This window comes from Pseudomonas sp. P1.8, from assembly GCF_001269805.1.
Taxonomy (GTDB): Bacteria; Pseudomonadota; Gammaproteobacteria; order Pseudomonadales; family Pseudomonadaceae; genus Aquipseudomonas.
Map to the genome: position 1 here is coordinate 275,398 of NZ_LHVM01000013.1, position 22,274 is coordinate 297,671.

13 protein-coding genes are annotated in these 22,274 nt (G+C 60.0%); 9 read left to right on the forward strand and 4 right to left on the reverse strand.

Annotated elements, in window-relative coordinates:
* The first annotated feature begins 39 nt into the window (after positions 1 to 39).
* The 6 genes from AD668_RS12090 (at position 40) to AD668_RS12115 (ending at position 12,239) form a co-directional block, all read left to right on the forward strand.
* On the forward strand, positions 40 to 1,356 hold the full coding sequence (locus tag AD668_RS12090; RefSeq protein WP_053158942.1) for an MdtA/MuxA family multidrug efflux RND transporter periplasmic adaptor subunit: 1,317 nt from the start codon (positions 40 to 42) through the stop codon (positions 1,354 to 1,356).
* Positions 1,353 to 4,457 (forward strand): MdtB/MuxB family multidrug efflux RND transporter permease subunit, encoded by a 3,105-nt coding sequence (locus AD668_RS12095; protein WP_053158944.1) that lies wholly within the window; start codon positions 1,353 to 1,355, stop codon positions 4,455 to 4,457. Before AD668_RS12090 ends, AD668_RS12095 begins: the two co-directional genes overlap by 4 nt.
* Entirely contained in the window at positions 4,454 to 7,561 is a 3,108-nt protein-coding gene (locus AD668_RS12100) for an efflux RND transporter permease subunit (RefSeq protein WP_053158946.1), read from the forward strand. Before AD668_RS12095 ends, AD668_RS12100 begins: the two co-directional genes overlap by 4 nt.
* Positions 7,558 to 9,027, forward strand: a complete 1,470-nt coding sequence (locus AD668_RS12105; protein WP_053158948.1) for an efflux transporter outer membrane subunit — start codon at positions 7,558 to 7,560, stop codon at positions 9,025 to 9,027. The genes AD668_RS12100 and AD668_RS12105 overlap by 4 nt, the downstream gene beginning before the upstream one ends.
* Before the next feature lie 297 nt (positions 9,028 to 9,324).
* Positions 9,325 to 11,406 (forward strand): bifunctional diguanylate cyclase/phosphodiesterase, encoded by a 2,082-nt coding sequence (locus AD668_RS12110; protein WP_053158949.1) that lies wholly within the window; start codon positions 9,325 to 9,327, stop codon positions 11,404 to 11,406.
* 86 nt (positions 11,407 to 11,492) lie between these two features.
* Positions 11,493 to 12,239, forward strand: a complete 747-nt coding sequence (locus AD668_RS12115) for an SDR family oxidoreductase (protein ID WP_053158951.1) — start codon at positions 11,493 to 11,495, stop codon at positions 12,237 to 12,239.
* Between the two features lie 106 nt (positions 12,240 to 12,345).
* Here the strand turns inward: AD668_RS12115 and mapR are convergent, their stop codons facing one another.
* The 3 genes from mapR to AD668_RS12130 all read right to left on the reverse strand — a co-directional run bounded on the left by mapR (position 12,346) and on the right by AD668_RS12130 (position 15,720).
* On the reverse strand, positions 12,346 to 13,755 hold the full coding sequence (gene mapR, locus AD668_RS12120) for a GntR family transcriptional regulator MpaR (protein ID WP_053158953.1): 1,410 nt from the start codon (positions 13,753 to 13,755) through the stop codon (positions 12,346 to 12,348).
* Between the two features lie 131 nt (positions 13,756 to 13,886).
* Positions 13,887 to 15,302: a cytochrome c oxidase accessory protein CcoG gene (gene ccoG / locus AD668_RS12125; protein WP_053158955.1), complete on the reverse strand. Its 1,416-nt coding sequence runs from the start codon at positions 15,300 to 15,302 to the stop codon at positions 13,887 to 13,889.
* A gap of 184 nt (positions 15,303 to 15,486) precedes the next feature.
* Positions 15,487 to 15,720, reverse strand: coding sequence for a DUF3203 family protein (locus tag AD668_RS12130; protein ID WP_053158957.1), 234 nt, complete (start codon positions 15,718 to 15,720; stop codon positions 15,487 to 15,489).
* A 121-nt stretch (positions 15,721 to 15,841) separates the two neighbouring features.
* Between AD668_RS12130 and AD668_RS12135 the strand changes: the two genes are divergently transcribed.
* Positions 15,842 to 16,342 (forward strand): MgtC/SapB family protein, encoded by a 501-nt coding sequence (locus tag AD668_RS12135; protein WP_053158959.1) that lies wholly within the window; start codon positions 15,842 to 15,844, stop codon positions 16,340 to 16,342.
* A 99-nt stretch (positions 16,343 to 16,441) separates the two neighbouring features.
* Here the strand turns inward: AD668_RS12135 and AD668_RS29660 are convergent, their stop codons facing one another.
* Positions 16,442 to 16,603: a hypothetical protein gene (locus AD668_RS29660; RefSeq protein WP_172681823.1), complete on the reverse strand. Its 162-nt coding sequence runs from the start codon at positions 16,601 to 16,603 to the stop codon at positions 16,442 to 16,444.
* A gap of 204 nt (positions 16,604 to 16,807) precedes the next feature.
* Here AD668_RS29660 and AD668_RS12140 point away from each other — a divergent pair, with 204 nt between their 5' ends.
* Entirely contained in the window at positions 16,808 to 18,802 is a 1,995-nt protein-coding gene (locus tag AD668_RS12140) for an alpha-1,4-glucan--maltose-1-phosphate maltosyltransferase (RefSeq protein WP_053158961.1), read from the forward strand.
* Positions 18,803 to 18,931: 129 nt separating this feature from the next.
* A complete protein-coding gene (treS, locus tag AD668_RS12145; protein WP_053158963.1) occupies positions 18,932 to 22,273 on the forward strand; it encodes a maltose alpha-D-glucosyltransferase in 3,342 nt (1,113 codons plus the stop codon).
* Position 22,274: the final 1 nt, after the last annotated feature.

Sequence of the window (22,274 nt, forward strand, 5' to 3'; positions counted from 1 at the left end):
TTATCGTTCAGCCTCATGTAAAACAAGCCCACGCGCCCAATGGTTGATCACTCAATGCAATCCTCCGCTTCCCGTAGTCCCCGTCGCTGGCTGTTTGGCCTGCTCGTCCTGTTGGTCATCGCCGCCCTGTGCTGGAAATTCTGGCCCGGCAGCGCTGCACCGAAAGAAGGCGCGGGGCAAAAAGCCGTGGCCGGGCACACTGGCCGGTCGGGTGGCATGCGGCCGGGGTTCGGTGGAGCGTCCGGGCCGGTGCCGGTACGCGTAGCCCCGGCGGTCAAGGGTGATTTTCCGCTGTACTACAAGGCGCTGGGCACCGTTACGGCGTTGAACACCATCAATGTGCGCAGCCGTGTTGGCGGTGAACTGATGAAGATCAATTTCGAAGAGGGGCAAATGGTCAAGGCTGGTGACCTGCTCGCCGAGATCGACCCGCGCCCATACCAGAACGCCCTGCTTCAGGCCGAAGGCACCTTGCTGCAGAATCAGGCACAACTGAAAAACGCCCAGGTCGATGTCGAGCGCTATCGCGGCCTGTACCGTGAAGACAGCATCGCCAAGCAAACCCTGGACACCGCCGAAGCGCTGGTCGGTCAATACATGGGCACGGTCAAGACCAATCAGGCGGCGGTCAATGACGCCAAACTCAATCTCGAATTCACCAGAATCCGCGCCCCCATTGCCGGACGCGTCGGCCTGCGCCAACTGGACGTAGGCAATCTGGTTGCGGCGAACGACACCACGGCACTGGCGATCATCACCCAGACCCAACCGATCAGCGTGGCGTTCACGCTGCCGGAAAACAGCCTCGAAACCGTGCTCGCCCGTTATCGCAGTGGTGCCAAATTGCCCGCCGAAGCCTGGGATCGCGGCGACACCAAGCTGCAGGCCACCGGCGTATTGCAAAGTCTGGACAACCAGATCGACGTCACCACTGGCACCCTGAAATTCAAGGCGCGTTACGAGAACCGCGATCAGTCGCTGTTCCCCAATCAATTCGTCAATGTCCGCCTGCTGGCCGACACGCTCAAAGGCGTAATATTGGCGCCTTCCGCCGCGATTCAGTTCGGCACCAACGGCACGTTCGTCTATGCCCTGGACGGTGACAAGAAGGTCAAGATCCGTGAGTTGAAAATCGGTGCCAGCGACGGTCAGAACACCGTGGTCACCGAAGGACTGACAGCGGGTGATCGGGTGGTACTGGAGGGTACCGATCGTCTGAAGGACGGCAGTGACGTGGAAGTGGTCAACGACAGCCAGGACGTGCCCGCCACTCCCACCGAACACCTGCAAGGCAAGTCGGCCGCCAATGCGCCTGAACCTGCGACCACCGACAAGGCGAAAAAGGGCGGCGCATGAATCTCTCGCGGCTGTTCATCCTTCGCCCGGTAGCTACCACGCTGAGCATGCTGGCCATTATCCTGGCCGGCGTCATTGCCTACCGGCTGCTGCCAGTGTCGGCATTGCCCCAGGTCGATTACCCGACCATTCGCGTCATGACGCTCTATCCCGGCGCCAGCCCGGATGTCATGACCAGCGCCGTGACCGCGCCGCTGGAGCGGCAATTCGGGCAGATGCCCGGCCTGACGCAAATGGCCTCCACCAGTTCCGGCGGCGCGTCGGTGCTGACCCTGCGTTTCAGCCTCGACATCAACATGGACGTGGCCGAGCAGCAAGTGCAGGCGGCGATCAACGCTGCCACCAACCTGTTGCCCAAAGACCTGCCGGCGCCACCGGTGTACAACAAGGTCAATCCGGCCGATACGCCGGTGCTGACCCTGGCGATCACCTCAAAGACCATGCTGTTGCCCAAGCTCAATGATCTGGTCGATACGCGCATGGCGCAAAAAATCGCCCAGATCAGCGGCGTCGGCATGGTCAGCATTGCCGGCGGTCAACGTCAGGCGGTGCGGATCAAGGTCAACCCTGAGGCGTTGGCCGCCAATGGCTTGAACCTGTCGGACGTGCGCACCCTGATCGGCGCGTCCAACGTCAACCAGCCCAAAGGCAACTTCGACGGCCCGACCCGGGTGTCGATGCTCGATGCGAACGACCAACTGACGTCGCCCAAGGACTACGCCAACCTGATCCTGGCTTACGCCAACGGTGCGCCATTGCGCCTCAAGGACGTGGCGGAAATCGTCGACGGCGCCGAAAACGAGCGGCTGGCCGCGTGGGCCAATGAAAACCAGGCCGTGTTGCTGAACATCCAGCGCCAGCCGGGCGCCAACGTTATCGAAGTGGTCGACCGGATCAAGGCACTGCTGCCGAGCATCACCGACAACCTGCCGGCCGGTCTCGACGTGGTGGTACTGACCGACCGCACCCAGACTATCCGCGCATCGGTCAAGGACGTGCAGCATGAGTTGTTGATCGCAATCGCCCTGGTGGTCATGGTCACCTTCCTGTTCCTGCGTCGGGCCAGCGCCACGATCATTCCGTCGGTAGCCGTGCCGCTGTCGTTGATCGGCACGTTCGGCGTGATGTACCTGGCGGGGTTTTCGGTCAATAACCTGACCCTGATGGCGCTGACCATCGCCACCGGTTTTGTGGTGGACGACGCAATCGTCATGCTGGAGAACATATCCCGGTACATCGAAGAAGGCGACAGCCCGCTGAATGCTGCGCTCAAGGGCGCCAAACAGATCGGCTTCACCCTGATCTCTTTGACGCTATCGCTAATCGCCGTACTGATCCCGCTGCTGTTCATGGCCGATGTGGTAGGGCGGTTGTTCCGTGAGTTTGCGATCACCCTGGCGGTGGCAATCCTGATTTCCCTGGTCGTTTCCCTGACCCTGACCCCGATGATGTGCGCGCGCTTGCTCAAGCGCGAGCCCAAGGAAGAAGAGCAGGGCCGTTTCTACCGCGCCAGCGGTGCGTTCATCGACTGGATGATCGCTGCCTACGGGCGCAAGTTGCAGTGGGTGCTCAAGCATCAGCCGCTGACCTTGCTGGTGGCTATCGGCACGCTGGCACTGACGGTGGTCCTGTACATGGTCGTGCCCAAGGGCTTCTTTCCGGTGCAGGACACCGGGGTGATCCAGGGCATTTCCGAGGCGCCGCAATCGATTTCCTTCGCGGCGATGAGCGAGCGTCAACAGGAGTTGGCCAAGGTGATTCTGGCGGATCCGGCCGTCGAGAGTCTGTCGTCCTATATCGGCGTGGATGGCGACAATTCGACGCTCAACAGCGGACGTTTGCTGATCAACCTCAAGTCGCACAGCAACCGCGATCTGACTGCGCCAGAAGTGATTGCCCGCCTGCAACCGGAAGTGGACAAACTGGTGGGCATTCGCCTGTTCATGCAGCCGGTGCAGGACCTGACCATCGAGGACCGCGTCAGCCGTACGCAGTACCAGTTCAGTATGTCCTCGCCCGATTCAGAGCTGTTGAGCCTGTGGAGCGGGCGGCTGGTCGAGGCGCTGGCGGATCGTCCGGAGCTGACCGACGTTGCCAGCGACTTGCAGGACAAAGGCTTGCAGGTCTATCTGGTGATCGATCGCGATGCGGCGTCGCGGGTCGGGGTGTCGGTGTCGAACATTACCGATGCGTTGTACGACGCCTTCGGTCAGCGCCAGATTTCCACGATCTACACCCAGGCCAGCCAGTATCGCGTGGTGCTGCAATCGCAGTCCGGCGAAAAAATCGGCCCGGATGCGCTAAACCAGATTCACGTGAAAACCACCGATGGCGGGCAGGTGCGGCTGTCCAGCCTGGCGCGCATTGAAGAGCGGCAGGCGCAACTGGCGATCACCCACATCGGCCAGTTCCCGGCGGTGATGATGTCCTTCAACCTCGCGCCCGGCGTGGCGCTGGGGCATGCGGTGGAGATTATCGAGCAAGTGCAGAAGGACATTGGCATGCCAATTGGCGTGCAGACCCAGTTCCAGGGCGCCGCGGAGGCGTTCCAGGCGTCGCTGTCGAGCACCTTGCTGCTGATTCTGGCGGCGGTGGTGACCATGTACATCGTGCTCGGCGTGCTGTACGAGAGCTACATCCACCCGATCACCATTCTCTCGACCCTGCCGTCGGCGGCGGTCGGAGCACTGCTGGCGTTGATCCTCAGCGGCAATGACCTGGGCATGATTGCGATCATCGGCATCATTTTGCTGATCGGCATCGTGAAGAAGAACGCGATCATGATGATCGACTTCGCTCTGGACGCCGAGCGCAATCAGGGCATGGACCCGCAAACGGCGATCTATCAGGCAGCGTTGTTGCGTTTTCGGCCGATTCTGATGACCACTCTGGCGGCGTTGTTTGGGGCTGTACCGTTGATGCTGGCTACCGGTTCCGGGGCAGAACTGCGCCAGCCATTGGGTCTGGTGATGGTGGGTGGCCTGTTGCTGAGCCAGATTCTGACGTTGTTTACGACGCCTGTGATCTATCTGTATTTCGACCGGCTCGGTCGCCGTTGGGGTCGCAAACCTGAGTCCGTGGAAGTGGTTGAGCAGCCATGAACCTGTCCGGACCTTTCATCAAACGCCCGGTTGCGACCCTGTTGTTGAGCCTGGCAATCATGCTGCTGGGCGGGGTGAGCTTCGGCCTGTTGCCGGTGTCGCCGCTGCCGCAAATGGACTTCCCGGTGATCGTGGTGCAGGCCAGTCTGCCCGGCGCCAGCCCCGAGGTCATGGCGTCGACCGTGGCCACGCCGCTGGAACGCTCCTTCGGCACTATTGCCGGGGTCAACACCATGAGCAGTCGTTCCAGCCAGGGGTCGACCCGGGTGATCCTGCAATTTGACCTGGACCGCGACATCAATGGCGCTGCGCGGGAAGTGCAGGCGGCGATCAATGCCTCGCGCAACCTGCTGCCCAGCGGGATGCGCAGCATGCCGACCTACAAGAAGGTCAACCCGTCCCAGGCGCCGATCATGGTGCTGTCACTGACGTCGGACGTGCTGGAGAAAGGCCAGCTCTACGATTTGGCCTCGACCATCCTGTCCCAGAGTCTGTCGCAAGTGCAGGGCGTGGGTGAAGTGCAGATCGGTGGCAGCTCCTTGCCGGCGGTGCGCATCGAGCTCGAACCCCAGGCGCTGAACCAATACGGCGTGGCGCTGGACGACGTGCGCAACACCATCGCCAATGCCAACGTGCGCCGGCCCAAGGGCTCGGTGGAGGACGGCCAGCGTTTATGGCAGGTGCAGGCCAACGATCAGCTGGAAAAGGCCAAGGACTACGAGTCGCTGATCATCCATTACGCCGACGGCGCGGCCCTGCGCCTGAAGGACGTGGCCAAGGTCAGCGACGGTGTCGAGGACCGCTACAACAGCGGTTTCTTCAACGATGACGCAGCGGTTCTGCTGGTGATCAACCGCCAGGCCGGTGCCAACATCATCGAGACGGTCAACGAGATCAAGGCGCAGTTACCGGCGTTGCAGGCCGTGCTGCCAGCCAGCGTCAAACTCAATCTGGCGATGGACCGTTCGCCGGTGATCAAGGCCACGTTGCATGAAGCGGAAATGACACTGCTGATCGCCGTGGCTCTGGTGATCCTGGTGGTGTTCCTGTTTCTCGGTAATTTGCGTGCCTCGCTGATCCCGACGCTGGCGGTGCCGGTGTCGCTGGTCGGCACCTTTGCCGTGATGTACCTCTACGGTTTCTCGCTGAACAACCTGTCGCTGATGGCGCTGATCCTCGCCACCGGCCTGGTGGTGGACGATGCCATTGTGGTGCTGGAGAACATTTCCCGGCACATCGACGAAGGCGTGCGACCGATGAAAGCGGCGTACCTTGGTGCCCAGGAAGTCGGTTTCACGTTGCTGTCGATGAACGTCTCCCTGGTGGCGGTGTTCCTCTCGATCCTGTTCATGGGCGGGATCATTGAAAGCCTGTTCCGCGAGTTTTCCATCACCTTGGCGGCGTCGATCGTGGTGTCGCTGATCGTTTCGCTGACTTTGACGCCGATGCTCTGTGCTCGCTGGCTAAAGCCGCACACACCGGGGCAGGAAAACCGCCTGCAACGCTGGAGCCAGCGGGCCAACGAGTGGATGGTTGGCAAATATGCCACCAGCCTGGACTGGGTGTTGCGTCATCGACGCCTCACCTTGCTCAGCCTATTTGTGACAATTGGCGTTAACATTGCGCTGTATATCGTTGTTCCTAAAACATTTCTTCCGCAGCAGGACACGGGCCAGCTGATCGGTTTCGTGCGTGGCGACGACGGTCTGTCGTTCAGCGTGATGCAGCCGAAAATGGAAACCTTCCGCCGCGCGGTGTTGAAGGATGAAGCGGTCGAAAGCGTTGCCGGTTTCATTGGCGGCAGCAACGGCACCAATAACGCCTTCATGCTGGTGCGCCTGAAACCGATCAAGGAACGCAACATCTCCGCGCAAAAGGTCATTGAACGCCTGCGCAAGGAAATGCCCAAGGTCCCGGGGGCGCAGTTGATGATGATGGCTGACCAGGACCTGCAATTTGGTGGCGGTCGTGAGCAGACTTCATCTCAGTATTCCTACATCTTGCAAAGCGGTGACCTTGGAGCGCTGCGCGAGTGGTATCCAAAGGTCGTCACGGCACTCAAGGCCTTGCCGGAGCTGACGGCGATTGATGCCCGAGAAGGTCGCGGGGCCCAGCAAGTGACGCTGATTGTCGATCGCGATCAGGCCAAGCGCCTGGGCGTCGACATGGACATGGTTACCTCGGTACTGAACAACGCCTACAGCCAGCGGCAGATTTCCACTATTTACGACAGCCTCAACCAGTACCAGGTGGTGATGGAGGTCAATCCGAAGTACGCCCAGGACCCGATCACCCTCAAGCAGGTTCAGGTGATCACCGCCGACGGTGCACGGATCCCGTTATCGACCATCGCCCATTACGAAAACAGCCTGGAAGATGACCGGGTCAGCCACGAAGGCCAGTTCGCCTCGGAAAGCATTGCGTTCGACATGGCCGAAGGCGTGACCGTGGAGCAGGGCAGTGCCGCCATCGAGCGAGCCATTGCCAAGGTCGGTCTGCCGGAAGACGTGATCGCGAAGATGGCCGGCACCGCCGACGCTTTCGCCGCGACCCAGAAGAGCCAGCCGTGGATGATTCTCGGCGCGCTGGTGGCGGTCTATCTGGTGCTGGGCGTGCTGTACGAAAGCTACATCCACCCGCTGACCATCCTTTCGACCTTGCCTTCGGCCGGGGTCGGCGCGTTGCTGTCGATCTATGTGCTGGGAGGGGAGTTCAGCCTGATTTCCCTGCTCGGGCTGTTCCTGCTGATTGGCGTGGTGAAGAAAAACGCGATTCTGATGATCGACCTGGCGCTGCAACTTGAACGACATCAGGGGCTTGCGCCGCTGGAGTCGATTCGCAGCGCTTGCCTGCAACGGTTGCGGCCTATCCTCATGACCACGCTGGCGGCGATCCTTGGCGCCTTGCCGTTGCTGTTGAGCCGCGCCGAAGGAGCCGAAATGCGTCAGCCGCTGGGTCTGACCATCATCGGCGGGCTGATTTTCAGTCAGGTGCTGACCCTTTACACCACCCCGGTGGTTTACCTCTATCTCGACAAACTGCGCCATCGCTTCAACCACTGGCGTGGGGTGCGAACCGATGCCGCTCTGGAAACTCCGCTATGACTGACCGTTCGCTTATCAACCTGGCCACTGTTCGGGGCTCGCGCCTGTTGAGCCTGTCACTGTGCATGGTCCTGCTCAGTGCCTGCGCCATCGGCCCGGATTACCAGCGTCCGCAAGCCGCCGACCCGGTTCAGTACAAAGCCGCCGAGGGCTGGACTCAGGCCAATCCGAGTGACGCGCTCATTCGTGGCGCATGGTGGGAGTTGTATGGAGATCGCCAGCTCAACGAGCTGGTTGAGAGGCTCAACAGCGCCAACCAGACCGTGGCCCAGTCCGAGGCCCAGTTCCGCCAGGCCCAGGCGCTGGTGCGCAGTGCCCGCGGGGCTTTTTTTCCGACGGTCGACCTGTCGCTCGGGAAGAACCGCTCCAGCCAGGGCACCGGCAGCAGCAGTTCCAGCCTGACCAGTTCTTCCAGCGGTATTCGTGACACCTACACCGCACAGGCTGGTGTGAGTTGGGAGGCGGATGTCTGGGGTAAATTGCGTCGTGGCCTGGAAGCCGACACCGCCAATGCCGAGGCGAGTTTCGCTGACCTGGCAGCCATGCGTCTGAGCCAGCAGTCGGAACTGGTGCAGAACTATCTGCAATTGCGTGTGATCGACGAGCAGAAACGCCTGCTCGAAGCCACCGTCGAGGCTTATCAGCGCTCGCTGAAAATGACCGAAAACCAGTATCGCGCCGGGGTTTCCGGCAAGGACGCGGTGGCTCAGGCGCAAACACAGCTCAAGGGCACCGAGGCCGATCTGGTCGACCTGATCTGGCAGCGCGCCCAGTTTGAAAACGCCATTGCGGTACTGATCGGCTTGCCGCCCGCCGAGTTTTCCCTGGCAGAAACCCAAGGTATTCCCCAATTGCCGCAAGTGCCGCTGAATCTGCCTTCGCAGCTGCTGGAACGGCGCCCGGATATCGCTTCGGCCGAACGTTCAGTCATCGCCGCCAATGCCAACATCGGTGTGGCGAAGGCCGCTTACTATCCGGACTTTACGTTGAGCATGAACGGCGGCTATAGCAGCAGCACCTCCAAGGACTTGTTCAGTCTGCCCAACCGTTTCTGGTCGGTCGGCCCGCAACTGGCAATGACCTTGTTCGACGGCGGCCAGCGCTCGGCGGAAGTCGACCGCAGTGAAGCGGCCTATGACGAGACCGTGGCCAAGTATCGCCAGACCGTGCTCGACGGTTTCCGTGAAGTGGAAAACTACCTGGTGCAACTCAAGGTGCTGCAGGACGAAGCTGTCGTACGTCAGCAGGCGCTGGATGCGGCCCGTGAATCGCTACGTTTGACCCAGAACCAGTACAAGGCCGGTTTGATTGCCTACCTTGATGTCGTGGTGACTCAGGCGTCGGCGTTGAGCAATGAGCGCAGCACCCTCGATCTGCAGCAAAGCCGCCTGATCGCCAGTGTGCAGTTGATTGCGGCGCTGGGTGGCGGCTGGGACGGGCAGCTTGATGTAAGCGACACCAAGTAACAAAACTGGGTGAGGCTGCTTGGCTGTGGCGAGGGGGCTTGCCCCCGTTGGGTCGCGCAGCGGCCCTGAATCCAGCTCTGCAATCACCTGATTTGCGACCGCTTCGCGCTCGAACGGGGGCAAGCCCCCTCGCCACAAAGGTGTCTGGCTCGGTAACTCCAGCAGTAAAACAAGCGTTTCATCGGACTAATGGCCTTTTGCTAACTTTGTGAGTGCGTTCCCTTTTGGAATCAGTACAATCGCGCTATTTCACCCCCGAGAAAGGATGCAATACGGCGGTGATTTCGAGAAGTCTCCATGCTCATCGGTAGCTATTCCCCTACGCTGGTCATCATTTCGCTCTGCGTAGCGATTCTCGCATCCTATACCGCACTGGACCTCACCGGCCGTATTGCAACCGCCAAGGGGCGGGCTGTGCATTTATGGACGGCCGGGGGCGCCATTGCCATGGGTGTCGGCGTATGGTCGATGCACTTTATCGGGATGCTCGCATTCAAGTTGCCGATTGATCTGGGCTACGACATCGCGCTCACGTCACTGTCCTTACTGATTGGTGTGCTCTCCAGCGGATTCGCCCTGTGGCTGGTCAGTCAGCCGAAATTGCCGGCGTGGCAATTGGGTTTCGGCGCGCTGGTCATGGGCGCCGGCATCAGTGCGATGCACTACACCGGCATGGCGGCCATGCGCATGCAGCCCGGGATCGATTACGACCCGACACTGTTCAGCGCCTCGTTGCTGATTGCCGTCGGCGCCTCGGGGGCCGCGTTGTGGATAGCGTTCCACCTGCGTCAGCACACGCCTCATGTGCGATTGATCCGTGGCGGTGCTGCCGTGATCATGGGCATCGCCATTGTCGGCATGCACTACACCGGCATGGCCGCCGCGCGTTTTGCCGATGGCAGTTTTTGCGGTGCGGCCGCCTCTGGTTTGAATGGCAATGGCCTGGATAACCTCGTGCTGATCACCACGCTGGCGGTGCTGAGCATTGCCTTGCTGACGTCGATCCTCGATGCACGCCTGGAGGCCCGTACCGCCAGCCTGGCCCTGTCGCTGACCGAAGCCAATCGTGAACTGACGCAACTGGCTCTGCATGACACGCTGACCGGGTTGCCGAACCGGATGCTGCTCGCCGACCGTATTGACCAGGCCATGTCGAGGGTGCAGGAAGAGGGCGGGTGCTTTGCCCTGATGTTCATTGATCTGGACGGGTTCAAACCGGTCAACGATGCCTTCGGACACCACATGGGCGATTTGCTGTTGCGTGAGGTGGCGGCGCGCCTGCGAGAAGACTTGCGCAATCAGGACACCCTGGCACGGATCGGTGGTGATGAGTTCGTGCTGCTGGTGCAGTTGAACGAGCAGAATGACGCCTTGAGTCTCGCTTCCCGTCAGGTCGGGCTGATCGCGCGCTCCTTCCGTGTCACCGAGCATGATCTGCAAATCTCCGCCAGTGTTGGCATCGCGCTCTTTCCGGGCAACGGCCAAACCGCCCAAGAGTTGCTGATGAACGCCGATGCGGCGATGTATCACGCCAAAGGAGCGGGTAAAAACGGCTACAGCTTCTTCGATGCTTCGATGAACAGTAACGCCCGCAAACAACTGCAATTGCTGCAAGACCTGCGCAATGCCCTGGAACATCAGGAGTTCAGCCTGTATTACCAGCCCAAGTTCGATGCCGCCAACGGCCGGCCAATCGGTGCCGAAGCGTTGCTGCGCTGGCAACACCCGACACAGGGGATGCTGTTGCCGGACAAGTTCATCGAACTGGCGGAAAAAACCGGACTGATCATTCCCATTGGCGAGTGGGTACTCAATGAGGCCTGCCGGCAGATGCGAGAGTGGTACGTGTTGGGGTACACCGACTGGCGCATCGCGGTGAATCTTTCGGCCATCCAGTTTTGTCATGCGGGCCTGGTGAGGAGCGTGGCCAAAGCGCTGGCCACCCATCGTTTGCCGGCCAACAGCCTGACCCTGGAAATCACCGAAACCACCGCGATGAGCGACGCCGATGCCAGTATGACCGTGCTGCAGGAACTGTCGGACATGGGGGTAGACCTGTCCATCGATGATTTCGGCACCGGTTACTCCAGCTTGATGTACCTCAAACGCCTGCCGGCCAATGAACTGAAGATTGACCGCGGTTTTGTTCGCGATCTGGAACGCGACAGCGATGACGCCGCCATCGTTTCGGCGATCGTCGCCCTCGGTCAGGCCCTGGGGTTACGCATCGTCGCCGAAGGCGTTGAAACCGGTGTGCAGCAAGACTTCCTCACGCGACTGGGGTGTGACTCGCTGCAGGGCTATTTGCTCGGTCACCCGCTGCCGGCCGAGCGCTTCATGATCGAAATCCAGCGTGGGGAGCAGGTTGTAGCGAGTTGAGTGTTGATGTGAGTCCATGCAAAACCCGTGAATCACGGTTATTCTTGCCCTCGACTGCTTACGCTTGGATTGGGGGGAAAGCTCGCATGGATAAAGTCATCGTCATCACCGGCGGCAGCCGCGGCATCGGTGCTGCCACCGCTCTTTTGGCTGCCGCGCAGGGCTATCGGGTCTGCATCAACTATCTGGCCGACGAGCAGGCTGCTCAAGGCGTGCTCGAGCAGGTCCGCGCCCTCGGCGCGCAAGCCATCGCGGTGCGCGCAGATGTCAGCATTGAAGACGAAGTCATCGCGTTGTTTAACCGGGTGGACGCCGAACTGGGGCGGGTCACCGCACTGGTGAACAACGCCGGCACTGTAGGGCAAAAGTCCCGGGTCGATGAAATGTCTGAGTTCCGCATCCTCAAGATCCTCAAGACCAACGTCCTGGCGCCTGTGCTGTGCGCCAAGCACGCGATCTTGCGCATGTCGCCCAAGCACGGCGGGCAGGGCGGCAGCATCGTCAACGTGTCATCGGTGGCGGCGCGCCTGGGGGCACCCAACGAGTACGTTGACTACGCCGCCTCAAAAGGCGCGCTGGATACGTTCACCGTCGGCCTTTCCAAAGAAGTGGCCGGCGAAGGCATCCGTGTCAACGCGGTTCGCCCAGGCTACATCTACACCGATTTCCATGCCCTGAGCGGTGATCCGGATCGGGTCAGCAAGCTTGAATCCGCCATCCCCATGGCGCGGGGCGGACGACCGGATGAAGTGGCGGAAGCGATTGTCTGGCTGCTGTCGGACAAGGCTTCCTATGCGACGGGGACGTTTGTTGATTTGGGGGGTGGGCGCTAAGCCCCGGGATTGGTGTTGTCAGTGCCGGCCTCATCGCGAGCATGCTCGCTCCTACAGTGGATTTGTGGTGTTCACAGATACCCCTGCAGGAGCGAACTTGTTTTTATCAGAACGACCGCACAATCCGCCCCAACGTCTCCATCGCCTTCTCCGAATCCTCAGTCCACGGACTGCCGTAATTCAGCCGAATACAGTTTCTGAAGCGCTGCGTCGGTGAAAAGATCGGCCCCGGTGCAATGCTGATGCCTTGCGCCAGCGCCATCTGAAACAACTTCAACGAATCCATTTGCTCCGGCAACTCCAGCCACAGAAAGTAGCCGCCAGCCGGCTGACTGACCCGAGTCTGTGCCGGGAAATACCGGGCGATGGCGGCGAGCATCGCGCTTTGCTGGTCCTCCAGCGCGTGACGCAGTTTGCGCAGATGGCGGTCATACCCGCCGTGTTGCAGGTAATCGGCAATGGCCGCCTGGGCCGGCATCGACGCACACAGCGAGGTCATGAGTTTCAACCGTTCGATTTTCTGCGCATAGCGCCCGGCGGCGACCCATCCGATGCGGTATCCGGGGGCGAGGCTTTTGGCGAATGAGCCGCAGTGCATCACCAGGCCTTCGGTATCAAAGGCCTTGGCCGGTTTCGGTGCTTGCTGGCCGTAATACAACTCGGCGTAGACATCGTCTTCGATCAGCGGCACTTCATGACGGCGCAGCAATTCGACCAGTTCCTGCTTCTTCGCCTCGGGCATGGTCGCGCCCATGGGATTCTGAAAGCTGGTCATGCACCAGCAGACCTTGATCGGGTGTCGCTCCAGGGTTTGCGCGAGCACACCGAGGTCGATACCGTCGCGCGGGTGCACGGGGATTTCCACAGCCTTGAGTTTCAGGCGTTCGAGTACTTGCAGACAGGCGTAGAACGCTGGGGCTTCGATGGCTACCAGATCGCCCGGCTCTGTGACTGCTTGCAGGCACAGGTTCAATGCCTCAAGGGCGCCGTTGGTGATCAGCAGTTCTTCCATCGGCAACATCAGACCGCCAACCATGTAGCGCAGGGCGATTTGTCGGCGCAATTGTGGATTGCCCGGCGACATGTCAGTGACGACCATGCGCGGGTCCATCTCACGGGTGGCGCTGGCCAGGGAGCGGGACAAGCGTTGCAGGGGGAACAGGGTCGGACTGGGGAACGCAGAGCCGAACGGCACGGTGTTCGGGTCCTTGATCGAGTCGAGTACCGAGAACACCAGTTCACTGACATCGACCTCGGTGGATTCGTTTACCTCGCTGCTGATCACCGGTTCGCAGAACTGACTCGGGGTATGGGTGTTGACGAAGTAGCCAGAGCGCGGGCGGGCGCGAATCAAACCGCGACGCTCCAGCAGATAATAGGCCTGGAACACCGTGGATGGGCTGACGCCGTAGGTCTGACTGGCATAACGCACCGACGGTACGCGGTGGCCGGGTCCCAGAACGCCGGAGCGGATCAGTTCAGCAATGTCGTCGGCGAATTTTTCGTAGCGTTTCATCGAAAGTCCGATAAGTGTGTTTCAGAAAAACCGGAAGTGACTTCATCGCGAGCAGGCTCGCTCCCACAAAGATTGCGCTGTTCTTGAGGGAGTGAGCCTGCTCGCACGTGGCAGCACCGCAGTTTAACGGCTCAACGATTCATCGGCGCAACAAACCGGCTCTTCGCCACGCTATAGATGCCTGGTTCATCGCTGTCTTGGACTTTGAACGCGATGTTCTGCGAACCGCTGGCCGCTCGTTCCGTAGTCATCGCCACCGACACGGGTACGTCGACAATCTCGCCAGGTGTCAGGCTCAGATCGGTCTTGCCCTGCAACTGGAAGCCGTCGCCATCCACCAGAGTCAGCCGGTAATCCTGGCGTTGCTGGGTCTTGTTGATCACCTTCAGGCTGTAGATGTTTTCGATCTGCCCCTGGCTGTTCTCGCGGAACAGGCCACGGTCTTTGCTGACGTCCAGCGACACCATCGGCCGCTCCACCAGCGCAACCACCAGCGCGGCGATCATCACCAGCAGCACGGCGGTGTAGCCGATCAGCCGTGGGCGCAGCAGGTGCGTCTTGCCACCCTGCAACTGATGCTCGGAGGTGTAGCTGATCAAGCCTTTGGCGTAACCCATTTTGTCCATGATCGAATCACAGGCGTCGATGCACGCAGCGCATCCGATGCACTCCATCTGCAAACCGTCGCGGATGTCGATGCCGGTCGGGCAGACCTGGACGCAGAGCTGACAGTCGATGCAATCACCCAGGCCGACTTCGGCAGGTTTGACCTCGCGTTTGCGCGGGCCTCGGTTTTCGCCCCGGGCCACGTCGTAGGAAATGGTCAGGGTGTCCTTGTCGAACATCACGCTCTGGAAGCGCGCATATGGGCACATGTGCATGCACACCGCTTCGCGCAGCCAGCCTGCATTGATGTAGGTCGCGCCGGTAAAAAACAGCACCCAGAACAGACTGACGCCGCTCATTTGCAACGTGAGCAGTTCCTCGGTCAGCGGCCGGATCGGCGTGAAGTAGCCGACAAAGGTCAGGCCGGTCAGCAGGCTGATCGCCAGCCACAATGTGTGCTTGGCCGAGCGGCGCATCAATTTGTTGAGGCCCCAGGGTGCCGCTTGCAGTTTGATCCGCTGGTTGCGCTCACCCTCGGTGATTTTCTCGCACCACATGAAAATCCAGGTCCAGGAACTCTGCGGGCAGGTGTAGCCACACCAGACACGACCTGCAAACACAGTGATAGCAAACAGACCGAACGCCGCGATGATCAACAGGGCCGATAACAGAATGAAATCCTGCGGCCAGAACGTGGCACCAAAAATGTGGAATTTGCTCTCGGACAGGTCCCAGAGTACGGCCTGGCGTCCACCCCAATTGAGCCATACAGTGCCGAAAAACAGTAAAAACAGAAGCCCCGTGCCGCTCAGGCGCAGGGTTCGGAACAGTCCGGTAAAGCTGCGGGTATGAATCAGATTGTCGCTGGATTTGGCCTTTATCTTCCTGCCGGGTAAAGGCTCGAATGTTTCAACGGTTCGGACGGGGATTCTTTCGCTCATGGTCTTTCGCTCATCAGCCTCCATCAGGCATGAGCACTATGAGCGGCAATCTGTTTGCATAACAGACTCAGGTAATTCAATAAAAAGCGGATCAGATCGTGTGTGAGCGCCTGCCTGCGGCAAGTTGAAGCACCTGCCGCACGCGCCTATGCAACTTGTTTGCGCCGGTATTGAGCCAGATCAGTCAAATCACCGAATCACTGTCCGTCGCTTTCAGGTGCCGACGACCGTCCACTGCGCCCGCTACGGTCAAGGCGTCCGCTTCCGCTTCGGTGATGTAGATGTGCTGACCATTGATGTCCACGGCCGACATGGCTTTTTCCGAGTCGGTGATGATGGTGACATCGGGACATAGTCGGATTTCTTCGCCATTTTCAGTGGTGAAAAAGCAGGTCTGGTTTTCAATGCGCACGGTCATGGTGGAGTCCTTTTTTCGGCGGAACCTATAGTCTCTGGCCGCAACCGCTGGTTATCGTTCTATGCAACCGATTAATGGTCGGTGCGGTCCACCATCCATGGCTCCTCACAAGGACATCACCATGAACGCCTGGTGGCATGAAGTCTGGGTAACGCTGCAAGCCGAGTTCGCCGATATCGGCGACGCGTCACAGTTGACACGGGTGACGGTGCGGTTGCTGATGGCCGCTGTATTGGGCGGGATTCTCGGTTTTGAACGCGAACACAAGGGCAAGGCTGCCGGTGTGCGCACCCACATGCTGGTGGCGATGGGGGCGGCACTGTTTGTGCTGGTGCCGCAGATGTCCGGTTCCCAGGCCGACGCCATGAGCCGGGTGGTGCAGGGGGTGATTGCCGGTATCGGTTTTCTCGGCGCCGGCACCATCCTGAAAAACCACGAGGGCGACGAAGGTCACGTCAAAGGCCTGACAACTGCGGCGGGCTTGTGGATGACCGCCGCCATCGGCGTCGCGGCCGGATTAGGGCGCGAAGCCACGGCGGTGCTCAGTACGTTGTTGGCATTGGGGGTGTTCAGCGTGATGCCGCGAATTGTGAAGCTGCTGGAGAAAGACCACACCCTGTAGGCGCTGCCGAAGGCTGCGATGTTTTGACTCTGACTGTTTAACTGTCTTGATATCAGGGAAGCCCAGATCAACGGATCGCAGTCTTCGGTGCCTACAGTGTCAGGGTTTGACAATGACAGGTGGCATCGTTGTTGGCGGTTCTTCCCGTGGCGGGGTGGTGTCGGGTGGGTCTTGTTCGGGCACCGGTTGCGGCTCGCCTTCAGGGATGACCGGGCTGTCGATGTTCGGATCGGGGGTTTCTGCCGGGAATGGGTTGTTCATTGATCAAGCCTCCAGTGGCACATGGCGTGAGTCGTGCTTAAGTTGGTTGACCACGACGTGGCAGATTTGATTCCCCCCGATTGCGCTGAACTTTTCCCGGCGCCTGTCGCTCGGAACCTAAGTGAGTTCATTCCGGGGCAGGCGTTCCGGCGGGGATGTTGAACAAACACAAGCGCGTCCATGGGGCGTAAGGAGAGAGGCTCGATGACGGCTGAAAAACCGACTGAACTGAGCTACAACCCGAACATGCCGCTGTCGCAGGCACTGTTGCTGCCGCGAATTGTCATTGAAAGCGCCATGCCGACCCTTGAAGGTGGGCAGTTCGCCGTGAAGGCGGTGGAGGGGCAGGATGTTGTGGTAACGGCCAAGGTGTTCGCCGACGGGCATGACAAGCTGGCGGTGCGGGTGCGCTGGTGTCGTGATGGTCAGGACCTGTGGCAGAGCGCGGTCATGGACGATCTGGGCAACAACGGTTGGCAGGGCCAGTTCCGCGTCGAAAGCCAGGGCCGCTACCGATTCTGTATCGAGGCCTGGATCGATCAGTTCGCCAGTTTCCGTTACGAGCTGGAAAAAAAGCATGCGGCTGCCGTGCCGGTCAGCCTGGAGTTGCAGGAAGGGCGCAATCAGGTCCAGCAAGCCGCTGAACGTAGCGAAGGCCAACTCAGCGAACAACTGGCGGCGTTGCATCACGAACTGTCGGGACTGCTCGAAACCGAGCAGGTTGCGCTGTTTCTGCACCAGCGTAGCGCCGACCTGATGGCCCAGGCCGATCATCGCGCCTATTTGAGCCTGAGCCCCGAATACCCGGTGGATGTCGAACGTGAATTGGCACAGTTCGCCAGTTGGTACGAATTGTTCCCGCGTTCGATCACCGATGATCCGTCTCGCCACGGCACCTTCAACGACGTGCATTCGCGGCTGGCGATGATTCAGGACATGGGTTTCGACGTGCTTTATTTTCCGCCGATCCATCCGATCGGCCGCAGCTATCGCAAAGGCCCAAACAATTCCCTTACCGCAGGTCCTGATGACCCGGGCAGTCCCTATGCCATTGGCAGCGAGGAGGGTGGTCACGAAGCGATTCACTCGCAGTTGGGCACTCGTGAGGATTTCCGCCGACTGGTGGCCGCGGCGGCGAGCCATGGCCTGGAAATCGCCCTCGACTTCGCCATCCAGTGTTCCCAGGATCACCCGTGGCTCAAGCAGCATCCCGGTTGGTTCAACTGGCGGCCCGACGGCACGATCAAATACGCGGAAAATCCGCCGAAGAAGTACCAGGACATTGTCAACGTCGACTTCTACGCCGCCGAAGCGATCCCGAGCCTGTGGATCGAGTTGCGCGACATTGTGGTGGGTTGGGTGGAGGAGGGGGTGAAGATCTTCCGCGTCGACAATCCGCACACCAAACCGTTGCCATTCTGGCAATGGCTGATCGCCGATGTGCGGGCGTTGTACCCCGAAGTGATCTTCCTCGCTGAGGCCTTCACCACTCCGGCAATGATGGCGCGGCTGGGCAAGGTCGGTTATTCCCAGAGCTACACCTATTTCACCTGGCGCAACACCAAGTCGGAGCTGGCGACCTACTTCACCGAACTTAATCAATCGCCCTGGCGGGAATGCTACCGGCCTAATTTTTTCGTCAACACGCCGGACATCAACCCGGCCTTCCTCCACGAGTCCGGCCGCTCCGGTTTTCTCATTCGTGCGGCGCTGGCGACCATGGGCTCGGGCCTGTGGGGCATGTATTGCGGTTTCGAACTGTGCGAATCAGCCCCGGTGCCGGGCAAAGAGGAATACCTGGACTCGGAAAAGTACGAAATCCGCCCCCGGGACTTCAACGCCCCGGGCAACATCATCGCCGAAATCGCCCAGCTCAACCGCATCCGCCGACAGAACCCGGCATTGCATACGCATTTGGGCCTGAAAATCTATAACGCCTGGAACGACAACATTCTGTACTTCGGCAAACGCAGCGCCGACGGCAGCAACTTCATTCTGGTCGCGGTCAGTCTTGACCCGCATAACGCTCAGGAAGCGAATTTCGAGTTGCCATTGTGGGAAATGGGCTTGCCGGATGACGCCAGCACCCAAGGCGAAGACTTGATGAACGGCCATCGCTGGACGTGGCACGGCAAATACCAATTCATGCGAATCGACCCGGCGTATCAGCCGTTCGGGATTTGGCGGATTACCGCGTAGGCGCTGCCGCAGGCTGCGATCTTTTGATCCTGGCATTCAATGGAAAGGCAAAAGATCGCAGCCTGCGGCAGCTCCTACAGAGACCTGGCACGTTTGCCAGGCGTGTAGAGAATTCAACAGGAGTTTCAAATGGCGAAGAAACCCAAAGCAGCCACCTTCATCAAGGACCCGCTCTGGTACAAGGATGCGGTGATCTACCAGGTACACGTAAAATCCTATTTCGACTCAAATAACGACGGGATCGGCGACTTTCCTGGCCTGATCGCCAAGCTCGACTACATTGCCGATCTGGGTGTCAATACCATCTGGCTGTTGCCGTTCTATCCATCGCCTCGCCGCGACGACGGGTATGACATCGCCGAGTATCGAGGTGTGCACAGCGACTACGGCACCATGGCCGACGCCAAGCGCTTCATCGCCGAGGCGCACAAACGTGGCCTGCGGGTGATTACCGAACTGGTCATCAACCACACCTCCGACCAGCACCCGTGGTTCCAGCGAGCGCGCAAGGCTAAAAAGGGCTCGGCGGCGCGAGACTTCTACGTCTGGTCCGATGACGATCAAAAGTACGACGGCACCCGCATCATCTTCCTCGACACCGAGAAGTCCAACTGGACCTGGGACCCGGTTGCCGGCCAGTACTTCTGGCACCGTTTCTACTCCCACCAACCTGACCTGAATTTTGACAACCCGCAGGTGATGAAAGCGGTACTGTCGGTTATGCGTTACTGGCTCGACATGGGCATTGACGGACTGCGCCTGGACGCCATTCCCTATCTGATCGAGCGCGATGGCACCAACAATGAAAACCTGCCGGAAACCCACGATGTCCTGAAAAAGATCCGTGCCGAAATCGACGCCAATTACCCCGACCGCATGTTGCTGGCCGAGGCCAATCAATGGCCCGAAGACACGCAGCTGTATTTCGGCGACACCGACAAGAAGGGTTTGAACGGCGACGAATGCCACATGGCTTTTCACTTCCCGCTGATGCCGCGCATGTACATGGCGCTGGCCCAGGAAGACCGCTTTCCGATCACCGACATCCTGCGCCAGACGCCGGATATTCCGGCCAACTGTCAGTGGGCGATTTTTTTGCGCAATCACGATGAGCTGACCCTGGAAATGGTCACCGACAAGGAGCGCGATTACCTGTGGAATTACTACGCGGCTGACCGTCGTGCGCGAATCAACCTGGGGATTCGCCGCCGTCTCGCGCCGTTGATGGAGCGCGATCGCCGCCGTGTGGAGCTACTCAACAGTCTGCTGCTGTCGATGCCCGGCACGCCGACCCTGTATTACGGCGACGAAATCGGCATGGGCGACAACATCTACCTCGGTGACCGCGACGGCGTGCGTACGCCGATGCAGTGGTCCATTGACCGAAACGGCGGTTTCTCCCGTGCCGACCCGGCGAGCCTGGTGTTGCCACCGATCATGGATCCGCAATACGGCTACCTGTCGGTCAACGTCGAAACCCAGGCCGGTGACCCGCATTCGCTGCTGAACTGGACCCGGCGCATGCTCGCCGTGCGCAAGCAATCCAAGGCGTTCGGGCGCGGGACATTGAAGATGCTGTCGCCGAGCAACCGGCGAATTCTGGCGTACACCCGCGAGTACACCGGACCGGACGGCAAATACGAAATCATTCTGTGCGTGGCCAACGTGTCGCGCAGTGCCCAGGCGGCAGAACTGGACCTGTCGGCCTACGTCGGCATGGTGCCGGTGGAGATGCTGGGCGGTAACGCATTCCCGCCCATCGGGCAGTTGAATTTCCTGCTGACGCTGGCGCCGTATGGGTTTTACTGGTTCGGCCTGGCGGCAGAAAACCAGATGCCGAGCTGGCATGTGGAACCTGCTCAAAGCCTGCCGGACTTCACTACGCTGGTGTTGAAAAAGCGCATGGAGGAACTGCTCGAAGCCCCGTCGCGCAATACGCTCGAACAGCAGATTCTGCCGAGCTGGCTGCAGAACCGTCGCTGGTTCGCCGGTAAGGACGCAGTCATCGAGCAGGTGAAACTCGCCTACGGCGTGCGTTTCGGCGATCCGCAACATCCGGTGTTGTTCAGTGAGATCGAAGTCACCAGCGGCGGCCAGACCAGTCGATATCAATTGCCGTTCGGCTACATTCCGGAGGAACAGGTCGGTGCAGCGCTGCCCCAGCAACTGGCCTTGTCGAGGGTTCGACGCGTGCGCCAGGTCGGCCTGATCACCGATGCCTTCAGCCTGGAAACCTTCGTCCACGCCGTGCTGCAAGGCATTCAGGCCGGTAAGGTGTTGCAGACGAGCGAGGGCGATATTCGCTTCGAGGCTACCGCCGAGCTGGAAAAACTCGGCCTGAACGCCGAGTCACCGGTGCGTTACCTGTCAGCCGAACAATCCAACAGTTCGGTGGTGATCGGCAGCAGCCTGGTATTGAAACTGATCCGCAAAGTCGCCTCCGGTGTGCATCCGGAGCTGGAGATGAGTGCTTATCTGACGGAGGCAGGCTTCCGGCATATTTCGCCACTGCTAGGCGCCGTGGTGCGTCGCGATGCCGCCGGTGAAGACAATCTGCTGATGATCGCCCAAGGTTATTTGAGCAATCAGGGTGACGCCTGGGAATGGACGCAGAACAACCTCGAACGGGCGTTGCGTGATGAACTGGCCGGCGCCATGTCCGAGCAGGAACAACATTACAACGCGCTCGGCGAACTGAAAGATTTCGCTGGCATGCTCGGTCAGCGATTGGGCGAAATGCACCAGATGCTCGCCGCGCCGAGTACCCACGCCGATTTTGCACCGCAGGTCACCACAGCAAAAGACGCATTGGCTTCAACCAGGGATGTTGTGGCACAGATCGAGCATGCGTTGAAGTTGCTCAAGCAGCATCAACACGAATTGAACCCGGCGGATAGAACCCTGGTCAGCCGGTTACTTGATAATAAAAAGGCGATCCTCGGCCATGTTCAGGAGCTGGGTAAAAAGACCGCGGGTGGCTTGCGGATTCGGGTGCATGGCGACTTGCACCTGGGGCAGGTACTGGTGATCAAGGGCGACGCGTACCTGATCGATTTTGAAGGCGAACCGGCACGACCGCTGCATGAACGGCGGGGCAAACACAGCCCGTACAAAGATGTCAGCGGCGTTTTGCGCTCCTTCGACTACGCTGCCGCGATGGCGATCAATGTGCACAACGTCGACAACACCGCCGTGGCCGATGCGGCACGCGTGCGGGTAGCTGATCGCTATTTGAAAGAGGCACGGCAGTCATTTGTCGACGCTTATCGGCTGGCGGCTGCCGGTCTTGGCCATGCATGGCAAGATCCGGAAGGCGAAGATGCTGCGCTGGCGTTGTTCGGTCTGGAGAAGGCCGCGTATGAAGTGGCCTATGAGGCGGAAAATCGCCCCACGTGGTTGTCCGTGCCGTTGCACGGTTTATATGGATTATTGAGTGGGCTTAAACCCTTTTCCGATCTTGGTGGAGAGTAGT